Annotated in this window: 15 protein-coding genes and 1 tRNA gene; 5 read left to right on the forward strand and 11 right to left on the reverse strand. The window is 65.6% G+C overall.

The genetic code is table 11. The features are described from left to right. Positions 1-11 precede the first annotated feature (11 nt). Complete coding sequence (gene glp, locus A9975_RS19980) at positions 12-1,289, forward strand: gephyrin-like molybdotransferase Glp (protein WP_183034277.1); 1,278 nt, start codon at positions 12-14, stop codon at positions 1,287-1,289. A 192-nt stretch (positions 1,290-1,481) separates the two neighbouring features. Then, the gene (locus A9975_RS19985) at positions 1,482-1,748 is read left to right on the forward strand and encodes a hypothetical protein (RefSeq protein WP_006158586.1); all 267 of its coding nucleotides are present in this window, start codon (positions 1,482-1,484) and stop codon (positions 1,746-1,748) included. A 72-nt stretch (positions 1,749-1,820) separates the two neighbouring features. Here the strand turns inward: A9975_RS19985 and rmuC are convergent, their stop codons facing one another. The 6 genes from rmuC to A9975_RS20015 all read right to left on the reverse strand — a co-directional run bounded on the left by rmuC (position 1,821) and on the right by A9975_RS20015 (position 8,546). Next, on the reverse strand, positions 1,821-3,290 hold the full coding sequence (gene rmuC, locus A9975_RS19990) for a DNA recombination protein RmuC (RefSeq protein WP_183034279.1): 1,470 nt from the start codon (positions 3,288-3,290) through the stop codon (positions 1,821-1,823). Positions 3,291-3,322: 32 nt separating this feature from the next. Continuing rightward, positions 3,323-4,321, reverse strand: a complete 999-nt coding sequence (locus A9975_RS19995; protein ID WP_183034281.1) for a D-glycerate dehydrogenase — start codon at positions 4,319-4,321, stop codon at positions 3,323-3,325. Positions 4,322-4,329: 8 nt separating this feature from the next. After that, positions 4,330-5,772: a sodium:proton antiporter gene (locus tag A9975_RS20000; RefSeq protein WP_183034283.1), complete on the reverse strand. Its 1,443-nt coding sequence runs from the start codon at positions 5,770-5,772 to the stop codon at positions 4,330-4,332. Positions 5,773-5,949: 177 nt separating this feature from the next. Then, the gene (locus A9975_RS20005) at positions 5,950-6,636 is read right to left on the reverse strand and encodes a lactate utilization protein C (protein ID WP_183034285.1); all 687 of its coding nucleotides are present in this window, start codon (positions 6,634-6,636) and stop codon (positions 5,950-5,952) included. A 108-nt stretch (positions 6,637-6,744) separates the two neighbouring features. Continuing rightward, on the reverse strand, positions 6,745-7,923 hold the full coding sequence (gene pncB / locus A9975_RS20010) for a nicotinate phosphoribosyltransferase (protein WP_183034287.1): 1,179 nt from the start codon (positions 7,921-7,923) through the stop codon (positions 6,745-6,747). A gap of 89 nt (positions 7,924-8,012) precedes the next feature. Next, positions 8,013-8,546 (reverse strand): hypothetical protein, encoded by a 534-nt coding sequence (locus A9975_RS20015; RefSeq protein WP_183034288.1) that lies wholly within the window; start codon positions 8,544-8,546, stop codon positions 8,013-8,015. A 353-nt stretch (positions 8,547-8,899) separates the two neighbouring features. Between A9975_RS20015 and fdxA the strand changes: the two genes are divergently transcribed. From fdxA to A9975_RS20030, 3 genes are all read left to right on the forward strand, one after another. Then, entirely contained in the window at positions 8,900-9,223 is a 324-nt protein-coding gene (fdxA, locus tag A9975_RS20020; RefSeq protein ID WP_043347955.1) for a ferredoxin FdxA, read from the forward strand. 98 nt (positions 9,224-9,321) lie between these two features. Continuing rightward, complete coding sequence (locus tag A9975_RS20025) at positions 9,322-10,431, forward strand: NAD(P)/FAD-dependent oxidoreductase (protein WP_183034290.1); 1,110 nt, start codon at positions 9,322-9,324, stop codon at positions 10,429-10,431. A gap of 210 nt (positions 10,432-10,641) precedes the next feature. Next, positions 10,642-10,717 (forward strand) — tRNA-Asn (locus A9975_RS20030). 176 nt (positions 10,718-10,893) lie between these two features. Here the strand turns inward: A9975_RS20030 and A9975_RS20035 are convergent. The 5 genes from A9975_RS20035 to A9975_RS20055 all read right to left on the reverse strand — a co-directional run bounded on the left by A9975_RS20035 (position 10,894) and on the right by A9975_RS20055 (position 18,298). Continuing rightward, complete coding sequence (locus tag A9975_RS20035) at positions 10,894-11,979, reverse strand: tripartite tricarboxylate transporter substrate binding protein (protein ID WP_255503320.1); 1,086 nt, start codon at positions 11,977-11,979, stop codon at positions 10,894-10,896. Between the two features lie 57 nt (positions 11,980-12,036). After that, positions 12,037-12,318 (reverse strand): hypothetical protein, encoded by a 282-nt coding sequence (locus A9975_RS20040; RefSeq protein WP_183034293.1) that lies wholly within the window; start codon positions 12,316-12,318, stop codon positions 12,037-12,039. Positions 12,319-12,393: 75 nt separating this feature from the next. Beyond that, positions 12,394-14,502 carry an elongation factor G gene (fusA, locus tag A9975_RS20045; protein ID WP_150983136.1) on the reverse strand — a complete coding sequence of 703 codons (2,109 nt, stop codon included), beginning with the start codon at positions 14,500-14,502 and terminating at the stop codon, positions 12,394-12,396. A 200-nt stretch (positions 14,503-14,702) separates the two neighbouring features. After that, a complete protein-coding gene (locus A9975_RS20050; protein ID WP_183034295.1) occupies positions 14,703-17,105 on the reverse strand; it encodes a penicillin acylase family protein in 2,403 nt (800 codons plus the stop codon). Next, entirely contained in the window at positions 17,102-18,298 is a 1,197-nt protein-coding gene (locus A9975_RS20055) for an SDR family oxidoreductase (RefSeq protein ID WP_183034297.1), read from the reverse strand. Before A9975_RS20055 ends, A9975_RS20050 begins: the two co-directional genes overlap by 4 nt. Position 18,299 lies beyond the last annotated feature (1 nt).

The raw sequence follows: 18,299 nt of genomic DNA on the forward strand, positions 1-18,299 counted from the left end.
GGGAACGGTCCATGCCATCACTACAATCCGTCATTTCCTGCCTGTCCGACTACGATCCCGGTGCATTGCCGGTGGCGCAGGCCAACCAGATCATCGGCGAGGTGGTCGAGCCCGTGAGGGGCACCGAGCAGGTGGCCCTACGCACCGCGCTCGACCGCGTGCTGGCCGAAGACGTCATCTCCATGCTAGATGTGCCTGCGCACGACAACTCCGCCATGGACGGCTATGCGTTCGCCAGCAGCGAGTTGGCCGCGGGCGGCAACGTGACCCTGGCTGTGGTCGGCAGCGCCTTCGCCGGCGCTGCCTGCGAGCAAGCGGTTGCGCGCGGGCAGGCAGCGCGCATCATGACGGGCGCCATCATGCCGGCCGGCTGCGACACCGTGATTCCACAGGAATTCGTCGACGTCGAGGGCGAGATGATCCGCTTTGACGCCAAGGCGGTACGGGCCGGCGACAACCGCCGCCTGCGGGGCGAAGACCTCGCCATCGGCCAGCCGGCACTGGCCGCCGGGCGCATCCTGCAGCCGGCCGACCTCGGGCTGCTGGCGTCGCTGGGCGTGGCCGAAGTCAAGGTGAGGCGCCGCCTGCGCGTGGCATTCTTCTCCACCGGCGACGAACTGCGCTCCATTGGCGAGCCGCTCGATGCGGGCTGCGTCTACGACTCAAACCGCTACACGCTGCACGGCATGCTGCGGCGGCTGAACGTGGACCTGATCGACATGGGCGTGGTGCACGATGATCCTGCCGCGCTCGAAGCGGCGTTCCGCAGCGCGTGCGAAAACGCTGACGCGGTCATCACCTCGGGCGGCGTATCGGTGGGAGAAGCCGACTACACCAAGCAGATCATGGCCCAGCTTGGCGATGTGACCTTCTGGAAGATCGCCATGCGCCCCGGCCGGCCCATGGCCTTCGGCCGCATCGCTTCCCACGGCCGCGAAGCGCTGCTGTTCGGCCTGCCGGGCAACCCCGTGGCGGTGATGGTGACGTTCTATCATTTCGTGCGGGCGGCCCTGCACCGCCAGATGGGCGCCAAGGTGGCGCCCCTGCCGCTGATGCGCGTGCGCAGTGCCCAGGCTATCCGCAAGAAACCTGGCCGCACCGAGTACCAGCGCGGCATCCTGGCACCTGCACCGGAGGGCGGCTGGCAGGTGAGCATCACCGGGCAGCAGGGCTCGGGCGTGCTGCGCTCGATGAGCGAGGCCAATTGCTTCATCGTGCTCGGGCACGAACAGGGCATGGTCGCCGCTGGCGACGAGGTCGAAGTCATGCTGTTCGACGGGCTGATGTAAGCGCTGTAAGCGCTGGCGGAAAGCCCGCCACGGTACGCCAGCTGCACCTTTGTGTCGTTTTTGCGCAGCAGTTTTGCCGGGGTTTAGCAAGCAGATCGGCGGTTTTCCGTACCCCGCGAGTGCCGGACTATGCGCCGCCTCCCCCATTGGATACACTTGCGCAACATTACTTTGCTTACTGCCCCAGCTGTCATGAATCAGGAGATTGCGTACCTCCACCCGGTCAAAACCGCCCGCGCGCTCGTGCTCGTGTACCTGTGCTTTTCGGTACCCATCGTCTCGCTGGGCCTGTTCGTGGCCTTTATCCGCTACGGCGACCTGCCCGGCATCACCGTCTTCACGGCACTGATTCTCAATGCGCTGATCGGTTTCGGCCTGCTCTGGCTCGCCTGCAAGGCCTACAACTGGGTGGCAGCGCGTTTCGGCGGCATCGAGGTGACAATCCGCGACTTGTCCTGAAACAGCCGGCCGCCGGAATGTAAAAAGCGCATCGAATCGATGCGCTTTTTTTTCTCCAAAGTTCTTTGCCCCTCAACCGCCTGCGGCCTCGTCATCCACCACTGCGGCCAGGCCGAGCAGCTCCTGCGCGTTTTCGCCTGGCAGCGCTTCCACGGTGCGCAGCTTGCGCTCCATCTGGCGCGTACGCACCTCGGCCCGCTCGATGTTGCGGGCAGCGCGTTCCAGCGTGTCGCGGGTCTTGGCCAGCACATCGCCGAACTTGCCGAACTCGGTCTTGACCGCGCCCAGCACCTCCCAGACTTCGCTTGAGCGGCGCTCCAGCGCCAGGGTGCGAAACCCCATCTGCAAACTGTTGAGCAACGCGGCCAGCGTGGTCGGCCCGGCTACCGTGACGCGGAAATTGCGTTGCAGCAGATCGGCCAGCCCCGGGCGCCGCAAGACTTCAGCATACAACCCCTCGGTGGGCAGGAAGAGGATGGCGAAATCCGTGGTCGCCGGCGGCGACACGTATTTCTCGGAGATCGTCTGGGCCTCGCGCTTGATCGCGGCTTCCAATTCGCGCCCGGCCAGTGCCACGCCTTCGACATCGCCGCGCTCCTGCGCGTCGAGCAAGCGCTCGTACTGTTCCTTCGGGAACTTGGCATCAATGGGCAGCCACACTTGCCCACCGGCAGCATCCTTGCCCGGCAGGCGAATCGCAAACTCCACGCGCGCACCAGTATTGCGCACCGTCTCCACGTTCTTGGCGTACTGCTCGGCGGTTAGCACCTGCTCGAGCAACATCTCCAGCTGCACTTCGCCCCATGTCCCGCGCGACTTGACGTTGGTCAGCACCCGCTTGAGGTCGCCCACGCCCTGGGCCAGCGCCTGCATTTCGCCAAGGCCCCGGTGCACCTGCTCGAGCCGGTCCGAGACCAGCTTGAAGGACTCGCCCAGCCGCTGCTCCAGCGTGGCGTGCAGCTTCTCGTCGACGGTGCGGCGCATTTCCTCGAGCTTGGCCGCGTTGTTGACCTCGATCTCCTTGAGCCGCTGCTCAAGCGTGGCGCGCACTTCGCCCAGGCGGCGCTCGTTGCCCTCGGACATCTGCGCCAGTTGCTGCTGCAGCCCGTCGCCAAATCGGCGCAGCGCGCTGCCTTGCTCGTCGCGCGCCTGCTGGCCCTGTTGCAGCAGGTTCTGCCGGACCTGCTCGAGCTGTTGGGCGTTGGACTCGGTCAGCTTGGCAAGCTGCTGCGCGAACATGTCGATCTGGTTGTTCTGCAGCGTGGCGATGCTGGTGAGCTGCGAAGACAGAGCCTGCTGGAAACGCATCATCTGCTGGCCGGCTTCGCCACGGCCGACGCGCGCGCTCTCAGTCACCTCGGTGCGCAGCTCGCGCTCCAGGCGTTCATTGCCGCGCGCGCCTTCGGCGCGCAGGTCAGCGAGCTGGCGCAGCAATTCCGGGCCGGCACCGTCCTGTGCCACGCGGGGCCGCAGCAGCAACACCACCAGCAGCAGCACGGCTGCCAGTGCAAGGGCCAGGGTCAACAGGGAAATCAAAGTCATGAATAGGTTGGCAGGTGTGGGCAGCGAGAGGATCAGCGGCGGCGCGCCATCACTTCGGGATTGATCACGGAAGGCGGCTGCCCTGCCTGCGGCCCTACGCCGAGCGCGGCGATCAGGTTGTCGGCGGCCAGATCCGCCATGGCGCGGCGGGTCTTCTCCGAGGCGCTGGCGATATGCGGGGTCAGCACTACATTGGGCACTGTCAGCAGGTCGGGATGGACCTGTGGCTCGCCCTCGAACACATCGAGCCCGGCAGCAAAGAGGCGGCGTTCGCGCAGCGCCTGAGCGAGCGCAGCGTCGTCGACCACGCCGCCGCGCGCCAGGTTGACCAGCGTGGCCGACGGCTTCATCTGCGCCAGCTCGGCGGCGCCGATGCTGTGATGGCTCTGCGCGCTATACGGCAGCACCAGCAGCAAGTGATCGGACTGTGCCAGCAACTCGGCCTTGCTGACATAGCGCGCGTTGAGCGCGAGCTCGGTGTCACAGGCCAAGCGGCTGCGGTTGTGATAGAGCACCGACATGCCAAACCCCGCAGCGCGGCGTGCCAGGGCCTGGCCGATGCGGCCCATGCCAAGGATGCCAAGCGTGCTGCGGTACAGGTCCATGCCGAGGAACATGTCATAGCTCCACCGCTCCCACTTGCCAGCGCGCAGCCAGTGCTCGGACTCGGTCACGCGGCGCGCGGTCGCCATCAGCAGGGCCCAGCCGAAATCGGCCGTGGTCTCGGTCAGCACATCGGGCGTATTGGTGGCCACGATCCCGGCGGCGGTCAGCGCCGGCACATCGAGATTGTTGTACCCCACCGCCATGTTGCAGACCGCGCGCAAGGCCGGCAGCCCGGCTACCAGGCCGGCATCGATGCGGTCCGCGGCATTGGCCAGGACACCGGCCTTGCCGGCGAGGCGAGCCTTGAGCGCGGCGCCATCCAGCGCCACGTCCGGCTGGTTGTCGTCGACGTCGAAGTACTGCGCGAGCCGGTCGATCACTTCGGGAAAGACGGCGCGGGTCACGAGAACGGAAGGCTTGGTCATGCTCACTCTCACACGCGGAAGAAGATAAAGGTCATCACCAGGAACAGCGGCACCAGCACGCAGATCGACCACAGCATGTAGCCGAAGAAGCTGGGCATGCGCACGCCGCGGCTTTCGGCAATTGCCTTGACCATCAGGTTGGGCGCGTTGCCGATATAGGTATTGGCACCCATGAACACGGCGCCGGCCGAGATGGCCGCTAGCGTTGAGGCATCGCGCGTCATCAGCGTAGCGGGGTCGCCGCCGGCGGTGTTGAAGAACACCAGGTAGGTCGGCGCATTGTCCAGGAAGGACGAAAGAATGCCCGTGGCCCAGAAATACATGCTGTCGATGGGCTGGCCGCCGCTATCGCTGACCATGCGGATCACGCCGGCGAAGGCGCCGTCGGTACCGGCCTTGAGCATGGCGATCACGGGAATGATGGTGAGGAAGATGCCGGCGAACAGCTTGCCGACTTCCAGGATCGGCTCCCAGTTGAATTCGTTGCCCGTGCGCGCCGTGCCCGGCGTGATCAGCAGGGACACGAGCGCCACTACCACCAGCAACACATCGCGCACCGCCGCCGGCAGGCCGACCATGGTGCCCATCACGTTGAATTCGATGCCGGGCTTCCACAGCCCGCTCATCAGCACCAGCCCCACCACCGCCAGCAGCAGCACGAAATTACGCTTGCCTTCGATGCGAATGCCGGCGGAATCGGGCGTGGGGTCCGCTGCCTGCGGCAACTCTTCTTCCTTGTTCAGGTAGTAGTGGCGATCGACGAAATAGAAAATCACCAGTAGAGCGATGCAGATGAACAGCGTCTCGGGCAGGATGTTGCGCAGGGTCCAGAAAAAATCCACGCCCTTCAGGAAACCCAGGAACAGCGGCGGATCGCCCAGCGGCGTCAGCGCGCCACCCGCATTGGCCGCCAGGAAAATAAAGAACACCACCACGTGCGCCACATGCCTGCGGTTGTCGTTGGCGCGCAGCAGCGGCCGGATCAGCAGCATGGCGGCGCCGGTGGTGCCCATCAGGCTGGCCAGCACCGTGCCGAGTGCGAGCAGACCGGTGTTCAGGCGCGGCGTGCCATGCAGGTTGCCACGCACGCAGATGCCGCCGGCCACGATATAGAGCGCGGCGATCAGCGCGATAAAGGGGATGTACTCCGACAGCAGCGCGTGCACGGCATTGGCGGCGGCGGCATGCATGCCGAAGGCCTGCGCGAACGGTACCAGGAACAGCACTGCCCAGGCTGCGATGATCTTGCCGTAGTGGTGATGCCAGAAGCGCGGCGCGATCAACGGGAACAGCGCGATCGACAGCAAGGTGCCGGCGAAGGGCAACGCCCACATTGGCGACAGCGTGGCGCCATCGAGATCGGCGGCATGGGCCAGGCTCGGTGCCAGCGTGAACAGCAGGGTGAACAACAGCGGGGCCAGCAGGGAAAGCAGTGCGGGGGCACGTCGCATCGGGCGGGATCTCCTTGTATCGGATTGCGTCACCCGGGCCTGATGGCGGCCGCGAGCGGAGAAAGCGCACGAGCCCGAGTGGCCCGGCAAGCGGGTCGCAGGCGCGCGGCGAGACCCTCAAGTGTAAAGCAATCGCCGCGCGGCTCCACCAATTCCGGACGCCCCGGACTGCCGCGCTCAGTCCTGCTCGACGAGGATCACGTGCACGCGGTATGGGCCGTGCGCGCCGAGCACGATGGTCTGCTCGATATCGCCGGTGCGCGAGGGCCCGCTGATGGTATTGGTGGCACGGGGCAGTTCCCCGCGCTCGCTGCGCACCAGCGCGAAGGCGTCTTCCAGGCCATCGACGATGCGCGAGACCGGCACCACCGCGATATGCGTCTCCGGCAGCAGCGCCGCCGAAGCGAAGGTCTGCGGGCCGGACAGCAGCATCAGCGAGCCGGTCTCGGCGATCGCGCAAAAGCAGCCCGTGATGCCGACCATGTCGCCATGGTCGTGATCGGCCTGCGCATCGCGGATGGGCGGGCGGCACTCCACGGTCAAGCCCTGCCCTTGCCAGTCCAGTGCCGCCAGGGTGTCCCAGGCCACGGCGCGGCGCGCCAGGCCAAGGCTGTCCAGGTAGCGCGCAGCCGCGGCCGGCACATCTGCCATCGTGGCCACCCGCTCCACCGTGGAGGCCATTTTCTGCGCCTGTTCATGGAAGGCCTGGATCCGGTCCACCGGCGCAGGCGGGCGGGGCCCGGCGAGATGGCGCGCGAGATAGTCGGCCACCGCCGCACGCTCGCCGTTGCTCACCCCGGGCGCGCGGCCCTGGGCGGCGCGGATGCGGGCAAAGATGCGATCGCGGGCGGAGGTGGTGTCCATGAGTCGATTTCCCGAGGTTGGTAGCTTGGTGGCTTGGTGGCTTGGTGGCCTGTTGGCTTAGTGGATCTGGGGGCTGCGGCGACGGCGCGCTTGCATCGAACTTGAACCCTACGCCGGCGCCTTGATGCCGAACACCTGCCGCAGGTACGCCAGGTAGGCAGGATCGTCGCACATGGTCTTCTCGGGCGTGTCCGACAACTTGGCCACTGGCTGGCCATTGCAGCGGGTCATCTTGATGACGATCTGCAGCGGCGTGTAGCCAAGATCGTTGGTCAGGTTGGTGCCCACGCCAAAGGCAAGCCGGCAGCGCCCGCCAAAGCGCTCGTACAGCTCGATCACGCGCGGGATGTCGAGGCTGTCGCTGAAGATCAGCGTCTTGCCCAGCGGGTCGACGCGGCTGGCGGCGTAGTGCGCCAGCATGCGTTCACCCCAGGCGATGGGGTCGCCGGAATCGTGCCGCACGCCGTCGAACAGCTTGCAGAAGTACAGGTCGAAATCGCGCAGGAAGGCGTCGAAGCCATAGGTGTCGGACAAGGCAATGCCGAGGTCGCCGCGGTATTCCTTGGCCCAGACTTCCAGCGCGTACACCTGCGAGTCGCGCAGCCGCGGCCCCAGGGCCTGGCAGGCCTGCAGGTATTCATGCGCCATGGTGCCAAGCGGAACCAGGTTATGCGTGCGCGCGAAATGCACATTGCTGCTGCCGGCCAGTTGCGGGCCGAGTACCCGGCGCATGGTCCGCAACACCTCTTCCTGCCAGTCGCGCGAAAAGCGGCGACGCGAGCCGTAGTCGGCAATCACGCAGTCCGCGTGGGCAGGCATCTTCAGCAAGGCCAGTTTGTCTTCCAGGCGCTTGCGCCCCTCGCTCCAGTCAGGTTGCGGTTGGGTGCGGCGGAAATAGACCTCGTTGACGATGGCCAGCAACGGCACCTCGAACAGGATGGTATGCAGCCACGGCCCGCGAATGGTGATCTCGATCTCGCCGCTGCCGGGAGCGGCGGGCGCGATCGTCACGTATTTCTCGTTGAGGTGGAACAGGCCGAGGAAGTCGACGAAATCGCTCTTGATAAAGCGTAGCTCGCGCAGGTATTGCAGCTCGTCCGGCGTAAAGCGGACCTGGCAGAGCTGCGCCACTTCTTCGCGGATCTCGTCCACGTAGGGCGTCAGATCGACCCCCGCGTTACGGCATTTGAAGCGGTATTCGACCTGTGCCGCCGGGAAGTGATGCAGCACCACCTGCATCATGGTGAACTTGTACAGGTCGGTGTCGAGCAATGAGGTAATGATCATGTCGGGCCAAACGGCGGTGCCGGGTCAGAGCGCCATGCTACCCGAAAGCGCGGCGCTCAAGCTATGAAGCCGCATCGGCCACGCCGGCCTCATGCGCCATCGAGGAAAGGATCAGGCCGGCGGCCGCGCGCGCTGCCGCGCAGGCACCACAGGACCTGCCCGCGATAGCCAGGGCAGCCAACCAGCGTGGCCTGCGCCCGGGGCACTTCGGCGGGCAGCGGCTCGGCGAAGGTTGCCGAACGGGCCGTGATGCGCTCCTGGTAGACCCGCTGCGTGCCGCGACGGAACACCAGCACCTGCACCGGCGCGCCGCGCTCGGGCTGCAGGCTGGCATCGCATGGCAGAAAGCCGGCCTGGCCGCAGTTGGCCATGCCCTCGCCCGCCGCCTCGACCACCACGCCGAAATCATCCCACTCGAACAGCGCCAGCGCACTCAGGGATACCGGCCTGTCGCTCATCATGCGCCAGGCCATCAGGCGGGCCACCACGCTGTCCGGCGGTCCGGCCTTGGCCAGCGTTTGCGCATGCGCGGCTGGCATGGCCAGCGCCGCCAGGCATAGCAAGGCACTCGCCGCCCGGCTGAAACGGCAGTTGCGCGGCGACTCCCGGACTGGACTTGGCATGGAGCACTCCTCACTCGGTTGGGCACGCGGCAATACCGCGCAGGCAAGCTCAGGCAGCATACAACGGCAACGCCGCACCGGCCAGAAAAGCACATCGGCAGGCGTGACACCAGCTGTCTTGGATCAAATGCACATAAAGAAATAAGAAAACTATCTGATCTGGCTATATAGAGCGACTACCCTAGCGTTATGGCTCAGCTACAATATCGGTCTTTGATAGGCCACGGCCTTCGCTCGCGCCGCGTATGGTGAACCCGGTGAACTCCGGGTTGGGCCCGCACCGGCGTGACGAGCAAGGCACAACAGGCCAAATCCATTCCCATCGAAGCCGATCCCGTTTTTCTGGAACCGAAATGACTCACGTTGTCACCGAATCCTGCATCCGTTGCCGCTATACCGACTGCGTTGACGTGTGTCCGGTCGATTGTTTCCGCGAAGGCCCCAACTTCCTCGCCATCGACCCGGATGAGTGTATCGATTGCGCGGTGTGCGTGGCGGAATGCCCGGTCAACGCGATCTACGCCGAGGAAGACGTGCCGGGCGACCAGCAACAGTTCATCGACCTGAACGCCGAGCTGGCACGCAACTGGCCCTCCATCACCAAGACCAAGGCCCCGCTGGCCGAAGCCGAGGAATGGAAGGACACGGCTGAGAAGCTGCAGTACCTGCAACGCTGATACCTGCAACACCAAAAGACAGGTCAGAAAGCCGTCCCCACCCACGCGCTTTCCCGTAATGCCGGGCACGCCTGTGCCCACAACGTATCAGGACGAATATGGACTTGAGCATCCCTAACCCCGTCGCCGACGCCACCAACCACGTTGCCGCCGGCAACGCTGGCGGCGGTCACCCGCTGGAAATCGACGCGCTGATCGTCGGTGCCGGCCCGGTCGGACTCTTCCAGGTCTTCGAACTGGGCCTGCTCGAAATCAAGGCGCACGTGATCGACTCCCTCAAGGTGGTTGGCGGCCAGTGCGTGGAGCTCTATCCGGACAAGCCCATCTACGACATCCCGGCCGTGCCCATCTGCACCGGCCAGGAACTGACGGACAACCTGCTCAAGCAGATCGAGCCGTTCGAGCCGACCTTCCACCTGGGCCAGGAAGTGGCCGTGGTGGAGCGCCGCGAAGATGGCCGCTTCTTCGTCGAAACCTCGCTCGGCACCCGCTTCATCACCAAGACCATCTTCATCGCCGCCGGCGTGGGTTCCTTCCAGCCGCGCACGGTCAAGGTGGACGGCATCGACAAGTTCGACGGCAAGCAGCTGTTCTACCGCGTCAAGGATCCGAGCCGCTTCCACGGCCGCAACCTGGTCGTGGTCGGTGGCGGCGACTCCGCGCTCGACTGGACGCTGGACCTGGTCGGCAAGGCCGAATCGGTGGTGATGATCCATCGCCGCGACGGCTTTCGCGCCGCGCCGGCATCGGTCGCCAAGATGAAGGAATTGTGCGAGCAGATGGAAATGCAGTTCCTGGTGGGCCAAATCAGCGGCTACGAGGAAAAGGACGGCCTGCTCACAGAGATCAAGGTGACGGGCGCCGACGGCGTGACCCGCCGCCTGCCGCTCGACGACCTGCTGGTGTTCTTCGGCCTGTCGCCCAAGCTGGGCCCGATCGCCGAATGGGGCCTGGACCTGGAGCGCAAGCAGATCAAGGTGGACACGGAGAAGTTCGAGACCAACATCCCGGGCATCTTCGCGGTGGGTGACATCAACACCTACCCGGGCAAGAAGAAGCTGATCCTCTCGGGCTTCCATGAAGCCGCGCTGGCCGCCTTTGGCGCCGCGCCCTACATCTTCCCCGAGAAGAAGATCCACATGCAGTACACGACCACCTCGCCAAAGCTGCACAAGATCCTCGGTGTCGATTCGCCGGTGTTCGACTGAGCCTGGCGCGCCTGACTCAGTGCATGGTGCAAAAAAATCGCCCTTCGGGGCGATTTTTTTATGGCAAAGACCTGAAAGACCTTCTATAATGCGGCCCTGCCTCGGAACATCGGGGCGGAACCAGAAGTTCCGCAGCACTGGCAGTAAGAAATTACAGCGCAGGTATTGACGGATAAACGAGAAACTGGTTAAAATCCTTTTCTCAGCTGTTCCCTGATAGCTCAGTTGGTAGAGCGACGGACTGTTAATCCGCAGGTCGCTGGTTCGAGCCCAGCTCGGGGAGCCAAAGAATGTGAAAGGCCCGCAAGAAATTGCGGGCCTTTTCCATTTGTGCATTGCTGTTTGTGCATCGGAATCGGACTTGTTCGATGCATCGTGCTTCGGCACCGTAACGCGGCACCCAGCCGCGGAACCGCTGCGGGTCCCAGCCCCGCAGCCACATCCCGCCCATCCCACCTCCCCCTACTCGATCGCAATGCCGTTCTGCTTGACCAGCCGCGCCCAGCGCGTCAGCTCGGTTTGCAGGAATTGCCCGAAGGCCTGTGGCCCACTGCCGACCGGCACCACGCCAAGATCCAGCAGCCGGGCATGCACCTTGGGATCGTTGACCGCAGCCTGCACGGCCGCTGCCAGCCGCTCCACCACCTGCGGCGGTGTGCCCTTGGGCACGAAGAAACCATTCCACTCCAGCACGTCGAAGCCCGCCAGCCCGCTTTCCACCAACGTCGGCACGTCGGGCAATGCCGACATGCGCTTGGCGGAAGTCACCGCCAGCGCCCGCAGCTTGCCGGCCTTCACATAGGGCAGGCCCGACGCCGCGTTGGCGAAGTAGGCGTCGACCTGCCCGCCCATCACGTCGGTCAGCGCCGGTGCGCCGCCTTTGTACGGCACATGCAGCAGGTCGACCTTGGCCTGGCTCTTGAGCAGTTCCCCAACCATGTGTGCGGGGCTGCCGGGACCGTACGACGCATAGGTTGTCTTGCCGGGATGCTGACGTGCGTAGCCGAGGAACTCGCCAACCGTCTTGTAGGGGGCGTTGGGTGGCACCACCAGGATATTGGGCGCCGTGACCGCCAGCGAGATCGGCAGGAAATCCTTGGCCGCATCGAACGGCAGCTTGCGCAGCGCCGGATTGACAACGAAAGTGGACGCGTCGTACAGCACCACATAACCATCGGCCGGCGCCTGCGCGACCGCCGCGGCGCCGATGGTGCCGCTGGCGCCTGGCTTGTTGTCGATCACCACCTGCTGCTTGAGCAGCACGCTCATCTGGGCGGTGATGACGCGCGCCGCGTTGTCCGCACCGCCGCCCGCCGAATAAGGCACCACGACGCGAATCGGCTTGGAGGGATAGCTATCCACGGCCTGTGCCGCGACCAACGCCGGCAGGCCAAGGAGCGCGGTGGCGAGCCATGCGGCAAGTTGCCGGCGCCGGCCGGCACGCGCGGCCGGGGACGACGAGGCAAAATCCGGCGGGAAGGCAGGCGAAAAAGATGGCCAGAAAGAACGTACAAGCGCTGACATGCCTGCCGGCAAACCCTGCTGCATAGATTGTCTCCTAACTATTTGTTTGGCGCGGCAGGACGCCGCGCCGATACGTGGGCACTAGGCTGGCGCCTGCCCTGAAGGTTGCCCGAACAGGCCGCACTCGAGATCGCTCTCGAACTCCTCGATCCAGCCGGCCCCTTCGCTCGCGTCATACGCGCTCTGCGCATCCATCGCGGGGCGCCGCACGCTGACCTGGCGTTGCGCCGGGTCGCCGTCATCGGGCTGGAAGCCTTCGTCGGTGATCTCGAAGTCCTCCGGCACAAAGCCGAGCCGCGTGCACAGGGCCACGACTTCTCGTTGTTCGTCCTCGGGGAATTGGGAAAACGGATGCTTGGCCATTGCACTCTCCCGTCAGGTCGAAGCGGCGCCGCGTGGCGCGCGGCGCCATTTCTCTGCCCGGCCATTCCATGCACGCTAGCGCGTGTGCCGGCTGTTGATGACTGCCTCGGCCACGCTCGCCGGGGCTTCCGTGTAGTGCTTGAACTCCATGGTGTAGGTGGCGCGGCCCTGGGTCAGGGACCGCAGCGAGGTCGAGTAGCCGAACATGGTGGCCAGCGGCACTTCTGCGCGCACCGACTTGCCGCCTCCGCCCGCGATGTCCTCCATGCCGTGCACGATACCCCGGCGCGACGACAGGTCGCCCATCACGTTGCCAGTGAATTCCTCGGGCGTTTCGACCTCCACGGCCATCATCGGCTCGAGCAGGATCGGCTTGGCGCGACGCATGCCCTCCTTGAACGCCATCGAGCCGGCCATGCGGAAAGCATTCTCGTTGGAGTCGACATCGTGATAGGAGCCGAACACCAGCGTGGCCTTGACGTCCACCACCGGGTAGCCGGCCAGCACGCCCGACGCCAGCGTTTCGCGGATGCCCTTGTCCACGGCGGGAATGAACTCGCGCGGCACCACGCCGCCCTTGATGGCATCGACGAACTCATAGCCCTTGCCCGGCGCCTGCGGCGCCAGGTCGAGCACCACGTGGCCGTACTGGCCGCGCCCGCCGGACTGCTTGACGAACTTGCCCTCGATGTCCTTCACCGCCTGCTTGATGGTCTCGCGGTAAGCCACCTGCGGCTTGCCGACCGAAGCCTCCACGCCAAACTCGCGGCGCATGCGATCGACCAGGATTTCCAGGTGAAGCTCGCCCATGCCAGAGATAATGGTCTGGCCCGACTCCTCGTCGGTATGCACGCGGAACGAAGGGTCTTCCTGCGCCAGGCGATTCAGCGCCAGGCCCATCTTCTCCTGGTCGGCCTTGGTCTTGGGCTCAACCGCCTGCGAGATCACCGGGTCCGGGAAGCTCATGCGTTCGAGGATGATCACGTGATCTGGATCGCATAGCGTGTCACCGGTGGTGGCCTCTTTCAGCCCGACCGCCGCGGCAATGTCGCCAGCGCGCACTTCCTTGATTTCGCTGCGCACATTGGCGTGCATCTGCAGGATCCGCCCCAGCCGCTCCTTCTTTTCCTTGACCGGGTTGTAGACCGTGTCGCCGGAGTTCACCACGCCCGAGTAGACGCGGAAGAAGATCAACTGCCCGACGAAGGGATCGGTCATGATCTTGAAGGCCAGCGCGGAGAACGGCTCGTCGTCATTGGGATGGCGCTCGGCCTCCTTGTCGTCCTCGGTATGGCCGAGAATCGCGGGAACGTCCGCCGGCGACGGCAGGTAGTCGATCACCGCATCAAGCAGCGTCTGCACGCCCTTGTTCTTGAACGCGCTGCCGCACAGCATCGGCACGATCTCGTTGGCAATGGTGCGCTTGCGCAGCGCGGCCCTGATCTCGTCCTCCGTCAGCGGCTGGCCACCGAGATACTTGTGCAGCAGCTCATCGCTGGCTTCCGCCGCGGCCTCGACCATCTTCTCGCGCCATTCCTTGGCCAGTTCCAGCAGTTCGGGCGGCACCTCCCGATACTCGAAGTGCAGCCCCTGGCTGGTGTCGTCCCAGACGGTCGCCTTCATCTTGACCAGGTCGATCACACCCTGGAAGCCGTCCTCGGCGCCAATCGGTATCTGGACCGGCACCGGCGTGCCCTTGAGCCGCTCGGCAATCTGCGAGCGCACCCGGAAGAAGTCCGCGCCGACGCGGTCCATCTTGTTGACAAACGCGATGCGCGGCACCTTGTATTTGTTGGCCTGGCGCCAGACCGTCTCCGACTGCGGCTGCACGCCGCCTACCGCGTCATAGACCATGCAGGCACCATCGAGCACGCGCATCGAGCGCTCCACCTCGATCGTGAAATCCACGTGCCCGGGGGTGTCGATGATATTGATGCGATGTTCAGGATAATTGCCGGCCATCCCCTTCCAGAAGGCCGTGGTTGCGGCCGAGGTGATGGTGATGCCGCGCTCCTGCTCCTGCTCCATCCAATCCATGGTGGCCGCGCCGTCGTGGACTTCGCCGATCTTGTGGTTGACCCCGGTGTAGAAGAGGATGCGTTCGGTGGTAGTGGTCTTGCCGGCGTCGATGTGCGCGCTGATACCGATGTTCCGATAGCGCTCGATGGGGGTTTTGCGGCTCACAGTGATCTCCTGGTAGGCATCACTCAAAAGAGTAACACTTCTGCAGGCGCCGCATCGTAAGGCACGCCACGCGCGGCTCGCCGGGCCGGCACGGCCAGTGCCGGCCTACCTCGCCCTAGCTCATGCGCAGGCGATAAGTACCGTACAAATCACATTCACGATAGTACCGGGCGGGCAAGCGTGCCGCGAGCAGGCCCCCTTCATTGCGCGAGCTGCCTCTCGCTGAAACCAGGGTCGGCGTTAATCTCCGCGTCGGTAAATGGCAGGGCAATCCAGCGCTTGTCCGAAAAACGCTCGGTCTGGTCGGCTGCATGCGGCGACGCCGGGTCCGACGACTGCGAATAGGCAAGGAACGCTTCGGCATGCGGCCCCGCAACGCTGAACGACACCACTTGCAGGTAACTGGTGCCATGCACGACCTCGCGCTTGCCATCGGGCAGGTCCCGGGTTTCCATCATGTTGTAGACACCCAGCGCATCGGCGCCACCATGGATGGGAACCCTGCGCGTGCCGCGCTGTGCGCCCTGCACCTCGCCCCAGGTGATATCAGGCCGCATGCCAGTGCTATCCACCGCATGCACCGCGTCGGCCAGCGCCCGCCGCAGCAGCCCCGCGACGGCGGCATCGCCCAGCTTCAGGCCGCGCGGCGTGCGGGCCGGATCGCGCGCATCGAACGGCACGCCCCAGACCGAGGCTTGGGTGCCGATGGCTGCGAAGAATTTCTCGAAGTAGAGATAGCCGATATTGCTGCTCAGCTCGGCCTTTCGGTCCCATTGCGCCAGGCGTTCGCAGGCGGCGTCCAGCCTGACCGGCACACCATCGCGCGTCAGCGCTACCGGCGTGGTGCGGCACAGCGTGAGCACGTCATCCATCACCTGCTCCGCGAAGTACACGCGATTGCTCAGAGTCATGGCCTTGAGCTGCGCCAGCGACATGTGGCGCCCCGGCAGGCCATCTCTGCCTGCGAGCCGGGCTTCCAGCTGCGCGATGCCAATGCGTGTACGCCCACCTTGCGGATAGCCTGACTGGCTCACCAGTGGCGAGTACCCGGTAATCGGCGCGGCCGGCTGGGTCAGCCAGGCGCTGTCGTTCGCGTTCTGCACGTAGTCGTGGCGCTCGATGGCCGGCAGATGCGCGGCGTCAACGATGCCGCGTTGCGGCGTGTCTGGATATTCGCCCCAATGGCACAACTGCGTGCCGCGCAGCACAAACCTGCCTGCCACCCTGCCTCGCCCGCATTGGGCAAGCTGAGCCTCGCTGACATTCGGCACCGGCGTTGCCGCCATGAACAATGCCGTACCGCCGCTGTCCACCGCGATGGTGTTGTTCCACGGATTGCCCAGGCCCCGCTCGACCGACTCCCTGAGCTGGCGCAGCGAACGCGCACTGTTCATCGCATGCCACTGGGCCAGCATCCGGTGATTCTCGGTATTGGCATCGCGCAAGGCGTAGGCCTTGGCCACGGTCCAGCCGTAACCTGGCACGATGTCCGGCAGCGCCAGCACCATGCCAAAATCGCTTAAGTAGAACGTGTGCGACTCTTGCACGATGGTGCCGTCGGCGCGCCGCACGTCGATCGTCACCTGTTGGCGCCGCATCGGCCGGTAAGCGCCGCCCACGCGGTAGCGCGTGGGATCGGCCGGATCGAGCTCCAGCTCGAACAAGGTTTCATGCGCAGAGGATGTCGTGGTATGGGTCCAGGCAAACTCGCGCGTGAAGCCGATGCCAACCAGCGGGATGCCCGGCAGCGTGGCGCCCATCACGTCCATGCGGCCCGGCAGCGTGAGATGCAGCTGCACCATGCGCGTAATGCCCTGCCAGGGAAAGTGGGGATTGCCCAGCAGCATGCCCTGGCCATTCTCGGTAGCATCGCGGCCCAGGGCCACGCCGTTGCTGCCGGTCCGATACGCGCTCGCGCGCCCTGCCACCGCCGCCTGTGCAAGCGCGGCCCGCGCACGGCGCGCCGGCTCGGGCGCGGCATTGGCACGCGGCGGCTCGGCAGCCACCAACCATGGGGCGAACGCCACCACGCCGTCCAGCGAGGTGTAGAAGCGCATCAGGCGCAACAGGTCGCGCTCGGTGATATCCCGCACCCACGGCGCGTTGCGGCAGGCCTGAGGCAACGCCATCCGGCCGGTATCCTTCAGGAAGCGGTTGTAGCCCGCCGCATAGCCCTTGAGCAGCTGGCGCACTTCGGGCGGCTGCGCGCGCCACGCGTCGTCGAGCGCGCTGGCCTGGTTGAGCTGCGCGTAGAAGAAATCGGAGCCGCGGTTGTCGAAGAGCCGGTCCGGGTCAGCCATTGCGCTGCCACCCAGGTACCGCGCGCGCTCGCCCGCCACCGTCAGGAACTGGTCGGCCAGCACGCACACGCTATCCTCCGCCTGCGCATAGCCCACACCGAAACCCAGGCTCGCTTCATCGTTGGCCATCACATGCGGCACGCCGTAGCTCGTGCGGCGAATCTGCGCGCGGTAGCGCTCACCCTGTGCCTGGCCGCCCTCGTCCCCGCCGCAGGCGGCCAGCACGGCACAGAGTCCGCCGGCCAGCACCATGCCTCGGCCAATGACGACGCAAGCGGCCACGGCGCAACGCATGCCCGTCATGACTTGAAATCCCAGCTCATCTGCTCGAGGATGCCGACGCCGCGCGACGTGCGCATGCATTCGCTGACATAGTCCGTGATCGACAAGGGCTCGAAATCGATCTCCTCCCGGATACGCCCGTTGTCAAAGACATAGCCAAGCTCGGCAAAGCCCGAGTACAGCCGCAGTGCGCGCTCGATCAGGCGCCGGTTGCTGTTGCGCTCCTTGCGAGCCACGTCACTCGCCAGCGCAGGCAGCTCGCTGGCTGGGCACCTGCGATAAGCTGGCTCGCCATCGCTCGAAACCGCCTCGTCCATGGCGGCGATCACCTGCGCGATGGTGGGCGCGCGCGCGCCGGCCGAGAGATGGTAGGCATCGAAGGCTAGTTCGGGCTTGACCGCGAGCCGCAGCAGCGCCCGCGCGCAGTCGTCCACCGCGATCACGTCGATGCGGGTAAGCGGGCCCGCGGTGTAGCGGCGCGACTGGTGGATGATCCGGAAGAGCCAGAAGATGCTGGCCGAGGGCTGCGTGCCCAGCACGGTATGCCCCACCACGATGGAGGGACGCGCCACCACGAGCGGCAGGTCGGGGAAGCTGTGGCGCAGCAGCACCTCCACTTCCTGCTTGCTGCGCGTGTAAGGCACCAGGTGGCTGAAATCGCTGGTGCCGCCATGGCCAGCATCCCGCTCGGCAATCCTCGGCCCGCGCTGCGTGCCGCAGGCCATGGCGGTGCCGACATGAATGAAGCGCTGCAAGGCTGCGCTGCCCGCGAAGTGCAAGGCAAAGCGCAACGTATCTTGCACGTTGATGCGCGTGACCTGCGCATCGGCGGAGAACGAGGCCATCGCGGCGCAGTTGATGACATGGGTGACGCCAGCAATGCGCGCCTGCGCGGCAGGAGAAAAATCGCTGTCCAGCGCGCCAAGCAATACGTTGTCCTCGGTGAGCCAGTCCACCCGGCTGCGCAACAGGCCGCACTGGATGGCGTTCTCGCGCAGGCGAGCCAGTGCATCTGCGGCATCCACGCCGCGCACCAGGCAGAGCAAGCGCCGGGCCAGGCCGGCGTTGATGGCGGCCACCATCACATTGCCGCCGATAAAGCCGGTGGCGCCGGTCAGCAGCAGGGAGTCAACGCCGGGCAGGCGTGTGTCGCAGGCACGCGCACGGGCGGCGAGATCCTGCGCGGGCAGGCTGGCGTGCCAATCCCACATCATG

The organism is Cupriavidus sp. UME77, assembly GCF_014170355.1.
Lineage (GTDB): Bacteria > Pseudomonadota > Gammaproteobacteria > Burkholderiales > Burkholderiaceae > Cupriavidus > Cupriavidus basilensis.

Coding starts and splice junctions, on each gene's coding strand:
- A9975_RS20055 (WP_183034297.1), bottom strand. CDS start 18,298: ATGATGTGGGATTGGCACGCCAGCCTGCCCGCGCAGGATCTCGCCGCC.
- A9975_RS19985 (WP_006158586.1), top strand. CDS start 1,482: ATGAATCAGGAGATTGCGTACCTCCACCCGGTCAAAACCGCCCGCGCG.
- fdxA (WP_043347955.1), top strand. CDS start 8,900: ATGACTCACGTTGTCACCGAATCCTGCATCCGTTGCCGCTATACCGAC.
- A9975_RS19995 (WP_183034281.1), bottom strand. CDS start 4,321: ATGACCAAGCCTTCCGTTCTCGTGACCCGCGCCGTCTTTCCCGAAGTG.
- A9975_RS20015 (WP_183034288.1), bottom strand. CDS start 8,546: ATGCCAAGTCCAGTCCGGGAGTCGCCGCGCAACTGCCGTTTCAGCCGG.
- A9975_RS20040 (WP_183034293.1), bottom strand. CDS start 12,318: ATGGCCAAGCATCCGTTTTCCCAATTCCCCGAGGACGAACAACGAGAA.
- A9975_RS20035 (WP_255503320.1), bottom strand. CDS start 11,979: ATGCAGCAGGGTTTGCCGGCAGGCATGTCAGCGCTTGTACGTTCTTTC.
- pncB (WP_183034287.1), bottom strand. CDS start 7,923: ATGATCATTACCTCATTGCTCGACACCGACCTGTACAAGTTCACCATG.
- A9975_RS20000 (WP_183034283.1), bottom strand. CDS start 5,772: ATGCGACGTGCCCCCGCACTGCTTTCCCTGCTGGCCCCGCTGTTGTTC.
- A9975_RS20050 (WP_183034295.1), bottom strand. CDS start 17,105: ATGACGGGCATGCGTTGCGCCGTGGCCGCTTGCGTCGTCATTGGCCGA.
- rmuC (WP_183034279.1), bottom strand. CDS start 3,290: ATGACTTTGATTTCCCTGTTGACCCTGGCCCTTGCACTGGCAGCCGTG.
- A9975_RS20025 (WP_183034290.1), top strand. CDS start 9,322: ATGGACTTGAGCATCCCTAACCCCGTCGCCGACGCCACCAACCACGTT.
- A9975_RS20005 (WP_183034285.1), bottom strand. CDS start 6,636: ATGGACACCACCTCCGCCCGCGATCGCATCTTTGCCCGCATCCGCGCC.
- glp (WP_183034277.1), top strand. CDS start 12: ATGCCATCACTACAATCCGTCATTTCCTGCCTGTCCGACTACGATCCC.